Annotated in this window: 12 protein-coding genes; 5 read left to right on the top strand and 7 right to left on the bottom strand. The window is 70.3% G+C overall.

What is annotated here, in order from left to right; translation table 11 throughout:
* Nucleotides 1-45: 45 nt before the first annotated feature.
* A complete protein-coding gene (locus tag DAETH_RS17755) occupies nt 46-2,217 on the bottom strand; it encodes a family 1 glycosylhydrolase (RefSeq protein WP_264778046.1) in 2,172 nt (723 codons plus the stop codon).
* Between the two features lie 505 nt (nt 2,218-2,722).
* Entirely contained in the window at nt 2,723-2,890 is a 168-nt protein-coding gene (locus DAETH_RS17750; RefSeq protein ID WP_264778045.1) for a hypothetical protein, read from the bottom strand.
* A 46-nt stretch (nt 2,891-2,936) separates the two neighbouring features.
* Between DAETH_RS17750 and DAETH_RS17745 the strand changes: the two genes are divergently transcribed.
* Nucleotides 2,937-4,814 carry an SARP family transcriptional regulator gene (locus DAETH_RS17745; RefSeq protein WP_264778044.1) on the top strand — a complete coding sequence of 626 codons (1,878 nt, stop codon included), beginning with the start codon at nt 2,937-2,939 and terminating at the stop codon, nt 4,812-4,814.
* A gap of 157 nt (nt 4,815-4,971) precedes the next feature.
* Here DAETH_RS17745 and glf read toward each other — a convergent pair whose 3' ends face one another.
* Both glf and DAETH_RS17735 read right to left on the bottom strand, forming a co-directional pair.
* A complete protein-coding gene (gene glf / locus DAETH_RS17740; protein ID WP_264778043.1) occupies nt 4,972-6,117 on the bottom strand; it encodes a UDP-galactopyranose mutase in 1,146 nt (381 codons plus the stop codon).
* The gene (locus DAETH_RS17735; protein WP_264778042.1) at nt 6,110-7,285 is read right to left on the bottom strand and encodes a glycosyltransferase family 1 protein; all 1,176 of its coding nucleotides are present in this window, start codon (nt 7,283-7,285) and stop codon (nt 6,110-6,112) included. Before DAETH_RS17735 ends, glf begins: the two co-directional genes overlap by 8 nt.
* 576 nt (nt 7,286-7,861) lie before the next feature.
* On the opposite strand from DAETH_RS17735, the gene DAETH_RS17730 reads away from it, so the two are divergent.
* The 3 genes from DAETH_RS17730 to DAETH_RS17720 are packed head-to-tail and all read left to right on the top strand — an operon-like array spanning nt 7,862 to nt 11,557.
* Nucleotides 7,862-10,072 carry a heavy metal translocating P-type ATPase gene (locus tag DAETH_RS17730; protein ID WP_264778041.1) on the top strand — a complete coding sequence of 737 codons (2,211 nt, stop codon included), beginning with the start codon at nt 7,862-7,864 and terminating at the stop codon, nt 10,070-10,072.
* Between the two features lie 8 nt (nt 10,073-10,080).
* Nucleotides 10,081-10,623, top strand: coding sequence for a DUF421 domain-containing protein (locus DAETH_RS17725; protein ID WP_264778040.1), 543 nt, complete (start codon nt 10,081-10,083; stop codon nt 10,621-10,623).
* A 7-nt stretch (nt 10,624-10,630) separates the two neighbouring features.
* Nucleotides 10,631-11,557, top strand: coding sequence for a cation diffusion facilitator family transporter (locus tag DAETH_RS17720; RefSeq protein WP_264778039.1), 927 nt, complete (start codon nt 10,631-10,633; stop codon nt 11,555-11,557).
* Nucleotides 11,558-11,621: 64 nt separating this feature from the next.
* On the opposite strand, the gene DAETH_RS17715 is transcribed toward DAETH_RS17720, so the two are convergent.
* Nucleotides 11,622-12,521, bottom strand: a complete 900-nt coding sequence (locus DAETH_RS17715) for an alpha/beta fold hydrolase (RefSeq protein ID WP_264778038.1) — start codon at nt 12,519-12,521, stop codon at nt 11,622-11,624.
* Nucleotides 12,522-12,679: 158 nt separating this feature from the next.
* Between DAETH_RS17715 and DAETH_RS17710 the strand changes: the two genes are divergently transcribed.
* Nucleotides 12,680-13,234 (top strand): TetR/AcrR family transcriptional regulator, encoded by a 555-nt coding sequence (locus DAETH_RS17710; protein ID WP_264778037.1) that lies wholly within the window; start codon nt 12,680-12,682, stop codon nt 13,232-13,234.
* Nucleotides 13,235-13,310: 76 nt separating this feature from the next.
* Here DAETH_RS17710 and DAETH_RS17705 read toward each other — a convergent pair whose 3' ends face one another.
* The gene (locus DAETH_RS17705; protein ID WP_264778036.1) at nt 13,311-14,873 is read right to left on the bottom strand and encodes a bifunctional metallophosphatase/5'-nucleotidase; all 1,563 of its coding nucleotides are present in this window, start codon (nt 14,871-14,873) and stop codon (nt 13,311-13,313) included.
* Nucleotides 14,870-16,036, bottom strand: coding sequence for a calcium/proton exchanger (cax, locus tag DAETH_RS17700; RefSeq protein WP_264778035.1), 1,167 nt, complete (start codon nt 16,034-16,036; stop codon nt 14,870-14,872). Before cax ends, DAETH_RS17705 begins: the two co-directional genes overlap by 4 nt.
* Nucleotides 16,037-16,063 lie beyond the last annotated feature (27 nt).

Raw genomic sequence — 16,063 nt, 5'->3', positions numbered from 1 at the left:
CGGGCAGGCAGGGGCGACCTCTCCCCTGCCCCGCCTCCCCCGCCGTCAGTCTGCGGCGAACATCTCCCGCTCGGCGCTCTCCATATGCGCGCTCCAGCGCTCCAAGGCCGAGGCGAGGTCCGGCATGAACCAGCCGCGCTCGCTCGCCAGGGCGCTGTAGGGGGGCCGTGCCGCCGGGAGGCCGAGGCGGGCGGTGGGCACCTCCTCCACGGGCTCGGGGTCGAGGCCCGACGCGCGGGCGACCATCCGGGCGAAATCGGCCGGGCTCACGGCGCCCGCGTTGGCGAGGTGCCACACGCCGCCCTCCCCGTCGAGGAGGAGGTCGAGGACCGCGTGGGAGAGGTCGGGCACGAAGGTCGGCGACACGACCTGATCGCCCGCCGCCCGCACGACGCGCCCGGCACGCAGCTCCCGCCGGACGTGGGCGGCGAAGTCGTGCTCGTCCCAGGGGCCGAAGAGGGCGCTCGTCCGCACGACGAGGGCGTCCGGGAGCAGACCCAGCACGGCCTCCTCGGCGGCGAGCTTGCTCCGGCCGTAGGCGTTGAGCGGGTGCGGTGTGTCCGACTCCACGTAGGGCGCCCCCTTGCGCCCGTCGAACACGAGGTCGGAGGAAAAGGTCAGCAGCCGCACGCCGCTCTCCGCACAGGCGCGGGCGAGCAGTCGCGGACCGAGGGCGTTCTCACGCTCCACGCGGGGGTCCCCCTCCGCGTCGTCCACCCGCACGTCCCCGGCGGTGTTCACGACCGCCCAGGGGCGGTGCTCCCCCAGCGCCCGCTCCACCGAGGCCGGGTCGGCGATGTCGAGGTCGCGGCGCGAGAGCAGCCGGTAGGGCAGGCCGCGCCCCTCGCACGCGTGTGCGAGGGCCCGGCCCAGGGTGCCACTCGCCCCGGTGATCAGGAGCGGGGGACCGTCGGGGCTCTCCGCGCGCACCGGGCCGTGGGGCGGGAACATGAGGCGCTCCCCGCGCCGCCACCAGCCGGGGCCCGCCAGGACCGGGTGGGCGGGCTCCCGACCGGCGGCCAGGTCGCGGGCGAGGCCCAGCAGGGCGGTCGGGCGCGGCTCAGGCGCCCGCACGTCCCACAAGCCGCTCTCGTAGTGGCCGCTGCGGCGGGTCAGGAGGCTGTTCCACTCGAAAGCACCCAGGGCGGCCCAGACGGTCACGGCGCGCACGTCGGCCCCCTCCTCCCGCACGGCCTGCGCCGCCCGCCAGGTGTCGTGCAGCCAGCGGAGCTGCTCCTCGCGGGTGCAGCCCAGGTGAGCCTCGGTGATCGCCAGGGGCAGGCCGTAGCGCGCGTGGGCCTCGCGCAGCCGCTCGCCCGCGCCGCCCAGCCCCTCGCCGCGCACCCGCACGGCCTCCACGTCGGCGTAGCGGTGTCGCCCGTTGCCCCCGTGGGTGTGGGGCGGGTAGCGGTGGAGCCGCTCGTCGAGAAAACGCTCGCTCGTCACGTACACGTTCAGACCCAAGACGTCGGGCGGGCAGGGGTGCTCGGCGAACCAGCGCAGGTCGCGTTCAATCACCCCGGCCCAGCGCAGGTAGCCCCACAGCGGATGCCGCTCGTCCACCCGGCCCATGAGCAGGTCGAGGCTGAGCCAGCGCCGCTCGTTCTCGAAGTCTGCCTGATACCGCAGGGCGGGCGTGCTCGACGTGTGGCCGAGGTCCTCGGTCTGCACGAGGCGGGCCGCCGGGTTCACCTTCCTGATCTCGGCCATCGCCAGCACCGTCGCCCGGAGCTGGTGGAGCAGCGCCCGCCAGAAGCTCGCCTCGTCCCGCGCGTGAGGGTACCAGTGGCCGTACAACGCCGCGAAGCGGGCGGTCGTCAGCGGCTCGTTGACGGGCGTGTACATCCCCAGGTGCGGGTACCGCTCGGCCACCGCCCGGGTGTAGGCGGCCACCCCGTCCGCGAAGCCAGGGTCGAGGAGGTGCGTGTGAAACGGCCCGCTCCCGTGGTGGACGAGCCCCACGATGGGGTCCAGCCCGTGCCCGGCGAGGCGGGCGAGGCGCTCGTCCCCCCAGCGCCAGTCCGCGTCCGCGAGGTTCCCCGGCGCGGTGCGCTCCCACAGCAGCGGAAAACGGACGGCCTTCGCCCCCGTCGAGGCGAGGCGGTCGATATCGTCGAGACGGCGGTCGAAGCCGCTGAGAACGAGCTGATCGAGCGTCTCGTCCCCCACGCGGCTGACGGTGGGTTCGACGCCCACCCACAGTTCCAAGTTGTCCATCGAACTTCCCCCTGCCCTCTTCGCGTGACCTGCTGGTTGAATGCATGTGCAACGCGGTCCCCTCCGGCTGAATACCGGACCGGAGTTGCAACGAGCGTTCCCTGGGGGCTCTCCCCAAAGGTTTCGACGGCGTTGCCGGGAGGGAGACCGGGCACGGGTGGCCTAGACCCCATCCCTCCCGGGCGAGGACCTGTCGGGCATTGTGCCGTGCGGGGCCCCCCCATAGGACACGGGAGGCGAACGAAAAACTTAATATTCCTGACGAAGGTGTCTCATGGGAAAGGTCGCCGGGCATGAGCGGCCCTCGGCGCCCGGGGGGGCATCAGAAGAACCCTCCCGGGCGCTGGGGCACCGGGAGGGTTCCGAAGCTGTGTGACCTAACGCTGACCGAAGTCCACGGCACCGCCCAGAATGACGGGGAGGGTCGGACGAGGGGCTGTCCGCACGGGCGGCACCGGCGGGACGGCTTTGTCCTTCGGCTGGGGGGGATGAGGTCGCGGCATGGTTACTGCCCGAAGTCGTGGGCACCACCGCCAGGTTGCACCGTACGTTCTGTCTGAGCAGGGGCGCGTTGGCCGAAATCATGAGCGCCACCCGCCTGTGCCAGCGTCAGGACAGCCGTCAAGGCGGTGAGCAGGATGGCGCGAACTTTGCGTCCGGTGTTGCTTTTCATAGCGCCACGATAGAGGCAGAGTCGTATAAAAATTGGGGGACGTGGTATGAGCGACGTCGAGGGACAATTCGAGGCCGGGCGATTTGAGGCAGTCGTCACGCTCCTCTCCGGAAATGCGAGGACGGCGCGCGACTATACTTTGTTGGGCCTCTCGCTGCTGAATACAGGGCGGTTGGAGGAAGCTGAAATCGCACTCACCAAGGCAAGTCTGCTCGGTGATCCCGAAGGGCAAGTCGAGCTTGGAAACGTGCTTCGGCTCCTTGGTCGGTTCGATGAGGCGGCCGCGCGTCTCCAAGCCATCGTGCCAAATCTTACAGGGGAACTCCAGTTACGTTGCCTGCGCTGGTGGGGCGTGGCGGAGTTCCAGTCTGGGCAGACCGCCGAGGGCCTGAAGCGTGTGGAACGCGCTTGGCATGGTTATGTTGCCCTGGGGAACGACGAGTGGACCGCTCGCGTCACCGTCTCCCTGGCACTGATGTACACCCTTCTCGGGAATCCGCGCCGCGCCAAACTCCTGCTTTCCGAAGCCGTGAGCGTGTTGCCCTCCCTGCCCGATCCCGCTCCCCGCTTCAGCGCTTTACGCAATCTCCTGGAACTGCAAATTTCGCATGGCGAACTCGCCGAGGCACGCGCGACATTGACCGAGGCCAAACGAACACTGCACCATGCCAATTCGCCACGCTTGCAAGCCCTGCTCATGACCAGCGAGGCCGAGTTGTTACGCCTCAATGGCGACTATCCCTCTTACGTTCATGTGTTGGAGGAGCTTCGCCCTCTTGCTGAGAGCTTGCAGGACCACAACCTCCGGGTCTGGGTCATCTCGCGTCTGGCCGAGCATCAAAGTCTGGTCGGACAGCACGGAAAGGCCGTGGATACTCTGCTGAGCTTTGGCAGCGTGCCCGCCGAGTGGCCCGCCCAGATGTGGGCAACGAGCGGTGTGCTTGCCCGGCGACGGGGTGATCCTACGAGCGCGGCGGCGGACCTGGAACGGGCCGCGCAGATGTTCCGCAACGCCGCCCGGCTGCCCGAACTCGTCCGGGTGCAGCTTCACCACGCGGCGGCGGCCCTGCAGCTGCGGCAGGAGGGGGCGGTCGCGTCGGCCCTCAAGGAGGCCCTCACCCACATGCTGCGGCTGCGGCAATTGGGCGAGTTCCGCCCCGACCTGGAGGAGCTGAACGAGCTGCTGCACTACGCGGTCCTGGAACCCGAGATCGCGCCGTACATGGAGCCGCTCCTCGACCGCCTCGCGCACCTGGCCGGGGCGCCCACGCTGCCCGAGGACGGCGTGATCACGGTACAGGTGCAGACCCTCGGGGGGCAGGCGGTCCACAAGGACGGCGAGGAGGTGCGCTTCACGTACGGGGGCACGGTGCCCCTCCTCGTGTACATCACGCTGAGTCCGGGGCGGACCCGGGCGGAGATGCAGCTCGACCTCTTTCCCGAGAAAGACCCCAAGAGCGGGGCGGCGTACATGCGCCAGTGCCTCAAGGAGCTGCGCGACCGGCTGGGTGCCGAGATCGTCCGCTTCGAGGGGCCCCACCAGGCGCCGCGCTACTTCCTGGGCCGCGACGTCCACGTGGACCTCGACCTGCACGCCCTGCGGGAGGCATTGACGCGGGGGGAGACGGCCCGCGCCCTGGCGCTGTACCGGGGCCCCTTCCTTCCCGACCTGGAGGACAGCGAGTGGGCCGAGGGACTGCGCGAGGAGGCGCTGCTCTCGCTGACCCTGGAGCTGCGGCGCCAGATGGAGCGAGTGGCGGAGGGGGGCGACCACCGCCGGGTGGTCCTGCTCGCCAACCAGTACCTGCGCATCGACCCCCACGAGCCCGAGGTGCTGGAGTTGCGGCTACGGGCCGCCGAGACCTTCGCGCCCCCGCACGAGCTGGCGAAGTACACGGCGGACCTGCGGCGGATGTTCAACTGACGTTCTGCGAACGGTGCAGGAGACAGAAAGCAGAAGGCGCTCCCCCTCGGCCTTCTGCCCTCCTTTTCACGCACGTTTGCAGGAGAGATCCACCCAGGCCCAAAAGAAGAACCCGCCCGGCCAGTCGAGGCTTCGGGCGGGCTCTCGTGATTCGGGTTCAGCCGACGGGCTGGGCCTCGGGCTCGGGCGTCGCCGCCGTGAGCTTCTTGTAGGTCGTGAGGGCCTGGGCGACCACCTGATCCATGTTGTAGTAGCGGTAGGTGGCGAGGCGGCCCACGAAGGTCACGTCGGGGCGCCCTTCGGCCAGAGCGGCGTACTTCTTGTAGAGTTCCTGGTTCGCGGGGCGGGGGATCGGGTAGTAGGGGTCCCCCTCGGCGCGCGGAAGCTCGTACACCACGGACGTGTGGCGGTGCTGCTGCCCGGTGATGTGCTTGAACTCGCTGATGCGGGTGTAGGCGTAGTCGTTGGGGTAGTTCACCGTGCCGACCGCCTGGAACTGCTCCTGGGCATGCGTCTCGTGGACGAACTCCAGGCTGCGGTAGGGCAGCTTGCCGTAGCAGTAGTCGAAGAAGGCGTCCACCGGGCCCGTATAGATCATGTGGCCGTAGGGGATGAAGTCCGCGATCTCCCGGTAGTCGGTGCCCAGCATCACCTTGATGTTCGGATGCGCGAGCATGTTCTCGAACATCCGGGTGTAGCCGTGCAGCGGCATCATCTGGTAGGTGTCCGCGAAGTAGCGGTCGTCGCGGTTCGTCCGGGTGGGCACCCGCGCCGTCACCGAGGCGTCGAGTTCGCTGGGATCGAGGTCCCACTGCTTGCGGGTGTAGCCCCGGAAGAACTTGTTGTAGAGGTCGCGCCCCACCTTGCTGACCACCACGTCCTCCGAGGTCCGCACCTGATCGACCTTCTCGGCGACCGAGGCGAAGAACTCCTCGACCTGGAAGGAGGTCAGGCTGAGGCCGTAGAGCTTGTTCACCGTGTCGAGGTTGATCGGGATGGGCAGGAGTTGCCCGTCCACGCTCGCCAGCACGCGGTGCTCGTAGGGCCGCCACTTCGTGAAGCGCGAGAGGTAGTCGATCACCTCCCGCGAGTTGGTGTGGAAGATGTGCGGGCCGTAGGGGTGGATCAGGATGCCGTCGTCGTTGTAGCAGTCGTAGGCGTTGCCGCCGATGTGGGGACGCTTGTCGACGATGAGGACGCGCTTGCCGTCGTTCGCCAGCCGCTCGGCGAGCACGCTGCCCGCAAAGCCCGCCCCGACGATGAGGTAGTCGAAGCCCTGAGAGGTGGAGGTCGGCTCAGTCATCGGCCACCCCCGCCACGGCCACGCGCTCGGCGGCGGCCCCCTCGATCAGGGCGCTCATCTCGGCCCAGGTGCGGTCCCAGGAAAGGGTGGCGAGGTGGCGGTCGGCCCGCCCTCTGCGCTCCTCGGCGGCGGGGGTCCCCGCCTCACCCAGGGCGGCGGCGACGGCGGCCTCGAAGGCGTCCACCCCGTCGGCCACGCGCACAAGGTCACGCTCGCCGTAGGGCCGGATCACGTCGCGGATGCCGGTGGAGACCACGGGCACCCCCGCCGCCAGATACTCGGGCGTCTTGGTCGGGCTGATGAACTCGGTCGCCTCGTTCAGGGCGAAGGGCAGCAACGCCACGTCCCAGTGCGCGAGGTAGGTCGGCAGCTCGGCGTACTTCTTCATGCCCAGGTAGTGCAGGTTCTCGCCGCGCGGCAGCTCAGCGGGGTCGATCTTCACCACCGGGCCCAGCAGGACGAACTGCCACTCCGGGCGGCGACGGGCCAGTTCACCGATGAGCGCGATGTCGAACCGCTCGTCGATCACCCCGTAGAACCCCAGGCGGGGGCGGGGAAGGTCGCGCTGGTCGGGGGCGTCCTCCACACCGGTCCGCGCCCGCATGAAGTGGGGCACGTCCACGCTCGACGGGAAGGGGTGGGCGCCGTCGTGCTGCTCGCGCTTGGATTCGTACAGGCGGTAGCCGCCGGTGAAGACGAGGTCGGCCTGGGCGAAAAGCTGGGCCTCACGGTCGCGCAGCTCGGGGGACGCGCCCTTAAAGTTGGCGAGTTCGTCCATGCAGTCGTACACCGTGACACGCGGACGCAGCCCCGCCGTGACGGGGAGTTCCATCGGCGTGTAGACCCACAGGTCGTAGACCTCCAGCGCCTCGTCGCGCACGAACTCGTTCAGGAGTTGCGCCGTCCGGGTCTGCGACTGCGCCGGGCTGTACCCCTCCTCGACGTGTGGGGTGAGCACCGTCACGCCGCTGGGGTCGTCCTTACGCTCCAGACGGTCGGGCCCGGCACCGAAGACAGGCTCCTCCACATAGAAAACCCGGCGGGTGCGGGCCGCGCGGGTCATCAGGTGTTGGGGCCGCTGGAAAACGAAGTCCCAGCGGAGGTGCGAGATCACGATCAGGGCGGGGGCCACGACACGTGAGCCGGGATTCAGATGGATCGTTTTCAAGAGAAGGTTCCTCCCACGGGAAACAGGTGAGGTGGGTCTGACTAATGCCTGACGAATATGTTCCTGGAAACAGAACATAGACTGACAATTCTCATGGAGTTGGCCAAACAAAAAATGCCCGCCCCAGAGCCGGGTGCAAAAAGGGAGCCCGGAACCTTCCCGAGATTAGCGGCTGGGGGCGCGCCAAATGAAGGTGAATTCCTTTACAGGCCTGCACGGAACCTAGAGCAAAACTTCACATACTCGTCTAGCCGTCTAGCCAATCAGGAGGGCGGCGGCGTATCGTAACCGGTTCTGTGACGCTTGATCGCCCGGGAAATGCGGGGCTTTCCGAAAGTGGTGAAGGGCTTGGCGGGAGGCAAACCTACGTCCCGCTCTTCATACCGAGAACGCACTTTTCCGAAGGAACGCCTGAGCCCTCGTCCGCCGGACTTCCGGGACCGAGACAGGCCCGCCCCGACCGCACAAGGGCACCGGGCAGGGCGGGGATGGGTCGCACTCGACGCCCAAGCACGAAAGAGCTATCCTCGTCGTCATCTCCCCGACACCTGAGCACTTGCTCAGATATACTGGGGCATGTCCCGCCCCGCCGAAGTCCTTTCGCCCACCACGCCGGGCCCGGAACTGCGCTACCACGTGGACGGGATGGACTGCGCCTCGTGTATGCAGAAGGTCGAGCGCGCGGTGACGCGGCTGCCCGGAGCGCGGGAGGTGCAGTCGAGCTTCCAGACCGGGGTGTTGCGGCTCCACCTCGACGAGACGCAGACGCCGCGCGAGGTGCTCGAAGGTCACCTGCGGGCGTTGGGGTACACGCCCCGGGCGCTGCCGACGGGCGCGGAGGGCCGGGCGGAATCCCACCATGACCACGGCCACGCGCGTGACCAGGCCGCCGGGGACAGCCTGCCGTGGTACGCGGGCGCGCAGGGGCGGCTGGTCCTCCTCACCGGGGCCCTGCTCGCCCTGGCGTGGGGGCTGGCGCTGATCCTTCCCGGCGCCCCCGCCTGGGGCTACGCGGCGGCGACGCTGATGGGAGGGTGGCCGCTCGCCCGGCGGGCCGTGGCCTCCGCGCGGCTGGGCGAGCCCTTCTCGATTCACACGCTCGTCACGCTCGCGGCGCTGGGGGCACTCCTGATCGGCGAGGCGGCGGAGGGGGCGGTCGTCGTCTTCCTCTTCGTGGTGGGGGAATTGCTGGAGGGGGTGGCGGCGGGGCGGGCCAGGGCGGGCATCCGCTCGCTGGCTGCCCTGACGCCGCGCACCGCCCTGCTGGAGGAGGGCGGGCGGGTGCGCGAGGTCGGGGCCGACACCCTGCACGTCGGGCAGCGCATCCAGGTGAGGCCCGGGGCGCGGGTGCCCGCCGACGGGGTGATCGTGGCGGGCGGGTCCGCGCTCGACGACAGCCCCGTGACGGGCGAGAGCGTGCCGGTGGAGAAGGGGCTGGGCGACCCCGTGTACGCGGGGAGCGTGAACGGGGGCGGGGTGCTGAGCGTTCGCGTGACCCGGGGGGCGGGCGACAACACCCTGGCCCGCATCCTGCGGCTCGTCGAGGAGGCCGAGGCCAGCCGCGCCCCCACCGCCCGGCTGATCGACCGCTTCAGCCGCCTGTACACGCCCGGGGTGGTGGCGGTGAGCGTGGCCGTCGCCGCCCTGCCGCCCCTCCTGACCGGGGCCGAGTGGACGACGTGGCTGTACCGGGGGCTCGCGCTGCTCCTGATCGGCTGCCCGTGCGCGCTGGTGCTGTCGGTGCCCGCCGCGATCACGAGCGCCCTGGCGGCGGGGGCCCGGCGCGGCCTGCTCGTGAAGGGGGGCGCGGCGCTGGAGGCCCTGGGCCGGGCCCGCACGGTCGCTTTCGACAAGACGGGCACGCTGACCGCCGGAACGCCGACGGTGACGGCCGTGCGGCCCCTGGGCGCTCTGGGTGAACAGGAGGCCCTGCGCCTCGCGGCGGCGGTGGAGGGCGGCAGCGACCACCCCCTCGCCCGGGCGGTCGTGCGGCGGGCAGAGGAGCTGGGGCTGGACGTGCCCCGAGCCGAGGCGGGGCAGGCCCAGGCGGGACGCGGGGTAAGCGCCACCGTGGAGGGCCGGGCCCTGCACGTCGTCTCCCCGCGTTTCGCGCTGGAGCGGGGGTGGCTGGGCGCTGACGGGCAGGCGGAGGTTCAGAGGCTGGAGGACCTGGGCCAGACCGTCGTCGTCCTCGCCGAGGACCGCCCAGGCGGCGCCCTCGCGCTGATCGCCCTGCGGGACGAGGCGCGGCCCGACGCGGGGGAGGCCGTCTCCCGGCTGCGCGCCCTGGGCCTGCGTCCCCTGATGCTGACCGGGGACAACGCCCGCACCGCGCACGCTGTGGCCGCCCCCCTCGGGCTGGAGGTGCGGGCGGAGCTGCTGCCGGGGGACAAGCTGCGCCTGATCGGGGAGCTTCGCGCGCACGGCGGGGTTCTTATGGTCGGCGACGGGATCAACGACGCGCCCGCCCTCGCCGCGAGCAGCGTCGGGGTGGCGATGGGCGGCGGCACCGACGTGGCGCTGGAGACCGCCGACGCCGCCCTCCTCCACGGACGGGTGACGGGGGTGGCCGACCTCGTCTCACTCGGGCGCGCCACCCTGGGCAACATCCGGCAGAACCTCGCCTTCGCGCTCGGGCTCAAGGCCGTCTTCCTCGTCACCACGCTGCTCGGCGTCACGAACCTGTGGACGGCGATCCTGGCGGACACCGGGGCCACGGCCCTCGTCACTGCCAACGCCCTGCGGCTGCTGCGGTGGCGGGGAACGGAACCGGGGAACGCGGGGTAGGGTGGGGCATGGACGTGTTGCTCTCGGTCCTGCGGGACATCCTCACGCCACAGGGTGGCTGGTCGGCGGAGTTTCTCGTCCGCGTGATCCTCTCCGTGCTGCTCCTGTACGCCCTGGCGGTCCTCATCGCCCGCTCCTTCGGCTCGCGCACCTTCGCGTCCTTCACGTCCTTCGACTTCCTGATCAACGTGGCGGCGGGGTCCCTGGTCGCCAGCTCGATCATGGGCCGCAACCTCGCGGAGGGGGCCCTCGCCCTGCTGTGCCTCGCCCTCCTCCAGGGGCTCACGTCCTGGCTCAGCGCCCGCTTCGCCCGTTTTCACGACCTCGTGGACAACCCGCCCGTCGTGCTGATCGAGCACGGACGGCTCCGGGAGGAGGCGATGCGCCGGGTGCGGGTCTCGCGGCAGTCCCTGGAGCAGCAACTGCGCCGTCAGGGGGTGGACGACGTGACCCGGGTTCGCCTCGCCGTCCTGGAGTCGGGCGGCACCGTCTCGGTCATGACGGGCGAGGGCGAGGGGCGGCCCGGCACCTTTCCCCGACGGGCGGGGTGAGGGGAAGATGGCCCACACGCACGGCCACGACCACGGTCATGCCCACGGGCACTCGCACGCCCCCGCGAACTACGGCCGCGCCTTCGCCCTGGGCATCCTCCTCAACGTCGGCTTCGTGGCGGTCGAACTCGTCTACGGGGTGCTCTCGCGCTCGCTCGCCCTGGTGGCGGACGCCGGGCACAACGCCTCGGACGTGCTGGGGCTCCTCCTCGCCTGGGGCGCGTACCTCCTCGCGCGGCGCAGGCCGAGTGTGCGCCACACCTACGGACTGCGGCGGGGCACCATCCTCGCCTCGCTGGCGAACGCGGTGCTCCTCCTCGTGGCGGTGGGCGCGATCCTGCTGGAGGCCGTGCGGCGCCTGGGTGATCCCCGGCCGGTCGAGGGGGGGACGGTGATCGCGGTCGCCGCCGTCGGCATCCTGGTCAACGGGGTCACCGCGTACCTCTTCGCCTCGGGGAGCAAGGACGACCTCAACCTGCGGGGAGCCTTCCAGCACATGCTCGCCGACGCCCTGGTCTCCCTCGGGGTGGTGGTCGCCGGGGGCCTGATCCTCCTGACGGGCTGGCGGTGGCTCGACCCCCTGGTGAGCATCGTCGTGGCGGTCGTGATCACGCTGGGGACCTGGGGGCTGCTGCGGGATTCGCTGAACCTCGCCCTCGACGCGGTGCCGGAGAATGTGGACCCGGGGGCGGTGCGGACGTACCTGGAGGGCCTGCCCGGTGTGGCGGCGGTCCACGACCTGCACGTCTGGGGCATGAGCACGACCGAGACGGCGCTGACCGCCCACCTCGTCATGCCCGGGGGAGTGCCGGACGACGCGTTCTACACCCGCCTCCAGCACGACCTCGAAGGCAGCTTCGGGATCGAGCACGTGACCGTGCAGGTCGAGCGCCGCGCGGACGCCTGCCATCTGGTGAGCGACGACGTGGTGTGAAGGCGGGACGGAAGAGGGCGCACCGGACAATTCCGTCCGAGTGCGCCCTCTGCGTTCCCTCCGGTCAGCGGACCGTGCGGGCCCAGTCGAGGATCGCCGCGTTGGCGGCGTCGGCCTTCTCGAAGATCGCGGCGTGGGCGGCCCCGGGGATGATCACGAGCTTGGAGCCCGGGATGTTCTGCTGCATCTTCATCGAGAAGACGGGCGGGTACACCGTGTCCTCCCGACCGACCAGGATCAGGGTCGGCACGGTGATGGTCTTGAGGGTGGGGATGGAGTCGGGCCTCGTCGCCAGCACGTTCGCGCCCGCCACGTCCGCCGCCACGCTGGCCTGCTTGACGATGTTCGAGAGGAACGTCTCGTCGGCGGGTCTGTTCAGGCGCGTCTGCCCGGTCAGCATGTCCTTGAGCAGGTCGTTGACCAGCGCCTGCGGGCCGTTCGTCTGCGCCTCCTGCGCCATCCCCCTCCACAGGTACTGCTCGGGAATCCCCGCCGGGTTGGCGATGGTGTCGATCAGGACCATGCCCAGGAAGCGGTCAGGCGCGCGGCGGTACATCTCGAAGACGATGGGCCCACCCATGCTCATGCCGCCGATGATCGCCTTCTGCACGCCGAGCCGGTCCATGACGGCGAGGGCGTCCTGCGCGTACGTCGCCAGGCTGCCGGGGTCCGAGGCGGGCGCGGTGCTGCGGCCGTAGCCCCGGTGGTCGATGGTGATCACGCGGTACCCGGCGGCGGCCAGCGCGTCCCGGTTGCGGGCGAAGAGTTCGCCGCTGAGGGGGTAGCCGTGGAGCAGGAGCATCGGGGTGCCCTGCCCCACGCTGACGTAGTGGATGCGGGCGCCGTTCACGTCGAGGTCGCCCATCTGCGGGGCCGCCCCGGCACTGCCCCCCGCGAGGGCGGAGCCGAGCAGGCCAGCGGTCAGGGCGGCGAGGAGGAGCGGACGGCGGGGGTGCTGAGACATGAAGGACCTGCTTTCGGGAAGAGGGCGGAAAACGGGGACGACCGGACCGCACAGACGACCGGAGCCCAACTCAGTCAGCTTTCCAACTGAGCGTAGAGGTGGAGGTGCCTCGCAAAGTGCGGGCGGACTTCATGGCATCTTGACCCCGGGGGTGAGGGATGCCGAGCAGACGGGAACAGATCGTGGCCGTGGCGCTGCGGCTCTACCGCGCGAACGGCGTGGCGGGCACGACCCTCAAGGACGTGGCCGAGGCGGCGGGCGTTCCCCTGGGGAACATGTACTACTACTTCAAGACGCGCGACGACCTCGTGCGCGCCGCGCTCGACGCCTGCGAAGCCGAGTTGCTCGACCTGCTCGCCCGGCTCTCTCCCCTGCCCTCCCGCGCGTGGTTCGAGGCGTACTTCGACTGGCTGCTCGCCGACCCCGGGGGCGCGGCGCAGTTCGGGTGCCCCTTCGGCACGCTGGCGGGCGAACTCCGTGCCCTGGGGGACCCGGCGGCGGCGCGGGCCGGGCGGACGGTCGGGCTCTACCTGGACGCCCTGCGGCAGAGGACGGTCCTCCTCGGGTTGCCGCCGTCGGCTGGAGACGACCTGTTCGCCGCCGTCCAGGGGGCGTATACCGTGGCCCGCGCGCTGAACGACCCGGAGTTCTTCCGGCAGAGCGTCGCGCGGCTGCGGGCGGGGGCACCGCAGTTCGGCGGGGCGAGGGCGTAGGGCCCGGCTCCACAAGGGGAGGGACGCGGGGTGTACAGCGCCCGCGTCCCTCTCGCCGTTGTCGAGCCCGACCGCCTTACTTCGGCTCGTTCTGAATCACGATGCGCCCCTCGTTCTGCGCGTCGGTGGTGGGGCGGGCGCGGAGGTAGTTCACCAGGATGTCGATGTCGAGCGTGCCCGTGTCGATGCGGCGGCCCTTCGCGTTCTTGAACACGTCGAAGCCGTCGCCGCCCTGCGCGGTGAAGGTGTTCATGGCGACGGTGTACGTCTTCGCGTCGTCGAGGGGCTGGCCGTTCAGGGTGACGGCGGTGACGCGGCTCCCGGCGGGGCGCGTGGGGTCGAAGGTGTAGCTCATGCCCCTGGAGACGTGCAGGAACTGGCCCTTGTTCTCGCTCCAGGTGGCGACCCCGTGCTCCAGCGCCTGCCTGATCTCCGCGCCCGTCAGGTCGAGGACCGTCAGCGTGTTCCCGAAGGGCTGCACGGTGATCGCCTCCTCGAAGGTGATCGGGCCCGCGTCGATGCTGGAGCGCACGCCTCCCCCGTTCACGAAGGCGATGGTCGCCCCCGCCTTCTGCGCCGCGTCGAGGGCCGCGTCGGCGAGGACGTTCGCCATCGTGCTCTCGCGGCGGCGGACGATCTCGCGGGCGCCGTTCAGGCCGCCCGTGGTGTTCCCCACGACCTGCTGGCGCAGGGCGGCGATGGGCACGGCCAGGGTGTCGATCATCCGCCGCGCGGTGGGGTCTTCCGGCAGGTCGGCGGACACGACGATAGGCTGGCCCTCGTAACTCTCGACCGCCCCGGCGTCGTTGAAGGTGACCTTCAGGCGCCCGAGCACCTTGCCCCACTCCCAGGCAGCCACCAGCAGGGTACGGTTGCCGTCAGGGTTCTGGACGATGGTGGGGTAGGGCCCCTCGCTCGGCGGAAAGTCCTTGTTGTCGAAGGTGCCGAGCAAGGTGTGGGAGTGGCCGCCCACGATCACGTCGATCCCGGGCACCGTCTTCGCCACCTCCTGCTCCAGCGTGTACCCGAGGTGCGAGACGAGGATGATCTTGTCGATGCCCTGGCCCTGGAGGGCCTTCACGCTGGCGTTCAGGCTCTGGGCCAGTTCGACCATCTTCACGTTCGGCCCCGGCGAGGAGATCAGGGGCAGGTCGGGCGTCACTGCGCCGATCACGCCGACCTTCTGCCCGCCCACGCTCAGGACCGCGTACGGCTTGACGAGGTCACGCAGCAGCGGCTCGGCGCTGAGGTCGAGGTTGGAGGCGAGGAGGGGAAACTGCGCCTTCTGGGCGAAGCGGGCCAGCGCCTCGGGGCCGTTGTCGAACTCGTGGTTGCCCACCGCCATCGCCTGATAGCCCTGGTAGTTCATAAAGAGCACGTCGGCGAGGCCCTGGTAGACGTTGTAGTACAGGGTGCCCTGGAAGGTGTCGCCGCCCGAGAGCACGAGCGGGTTGGGGTCCTGCGCCGCGTACCGGCGAACGAGCGCCGTCTGCCGGGCGTAGCCGCCGTAGGTGCCCTGCCCGACCTTCACGGGATCGACGTGCCCGTGCAGGTCGTCGGTGTGGAGGATGGTGACGGTCAGGGGAGCGGCCGAGGCGGAGGTCAGCAGCAGCGCGGCGGAGAGGAACCTGAGTTTCATGACACTCTCAGTATAGGGAGGGCCGCGTCCTGCTGCACAGCCTGGAAGGCCACCGGGGCAAGGCGCCGGGCCTCCCCCTCCCCGCGCGGGGTCACGAAGAAGAAGGCGAGCGCGAGCAGGAGGTACACGGCGAGCAGCAGCACGCCCTCGAACCACGTCGCCTCGCCGTCGCGGGTGACGGTGGAGACGGTGAAGGCCACCGCCGCGAGCGCGACGAGTTCGAGCGGGCTGGAGAAGACGAGGTTCATGGGCCTGCCGATGAAGTACGAGATCAGCACGAGCAGCGGCGCCGTGAAGAGGGCCACCTGGATCGTCGCCCCCACCGCGATGTTGATGGCGAGCCCGATGCGCCCCTGCCGGGCGAAGTAGCTCCCCGCGATGTATTCCGCGAAATTGCCCACCACCGCGAGCACGATGATCCCCAGGAAGAAGGGGCTCAGGCCCAGGACGCTGCTCGTGGCCTCCAGCGCCCCCGAGAGCATCTCGGACTCCAGCGCGATCAGGGCGGTGGCCCCCACCATCACCGCAGCCGCCCGCCACACCGGCCAGAGGGGGCCGTGGTGGGGCTCCTCCTCCAGCGCGAACACGTCCTTGTGCGTGACCAGCGTGTACACGAGGTTGAGCAGGTACACCACGATGAGGACGACGGCCACGCCCAGGCTGAGATACTCGTCGAGGTTGGCGCGCAGGGTCTCGCTTCCCGCCGCGAAGTTGGGCAGTTGCTCGGTGAGGTCGAAGAGGGCCGGGAGCATCAGCGCGATGAGGAGCAGGAAGAGCATGGAGTTGAGCTGACCGGCGTGCTCCCCGCTGAACTTCTGCCGCACCCGCCCGAAGCTGCCGATCAGGATGGCGAGCCCCAGCCCCAGCAGGGCGTTGCCGATGATGCTCCCGGTGATCTGCGCCTTCACGACGGTGATGTTGCCCGCCAGCAGCACGAAGACGGCGATGATCAGCTCCGCCAGGTTCCCGAAGGTGACGTTCAGCAGCCCGCCCACCGTCTGCCCCGCCCGCGCCGCGACCTGCTCGGTGGCCTGCCGCAGTCCGTCGGCGAGGGGAATGACGGCGACCGTGGCGGTGAGAAAGACCCACAGGGGCGGCGCCCGCAACACGTACTCCAGCAGCAGGCTGACCGGAATGAAGACCAGCAGCAAGTTCATCCACATGGGGGGAGTGTAGTGGGGGCCGGAAAG

Origin of the sequence: Deinococcus aetherius, assembly GCF_025997855.1 — a bacterium.
Taxonomy (GTDB): domain Bacteria; phylum Deinococcota; class Deinococci; order Deinococcales; family Deinococcaceae; genus Deinococcus; species Deinococcus aetherius.
The sequence above is the reverse complement of the archived record's forward strand: the minus strand, read 5'-3'. Positions and strand labels throughout refer to the sequence as shown.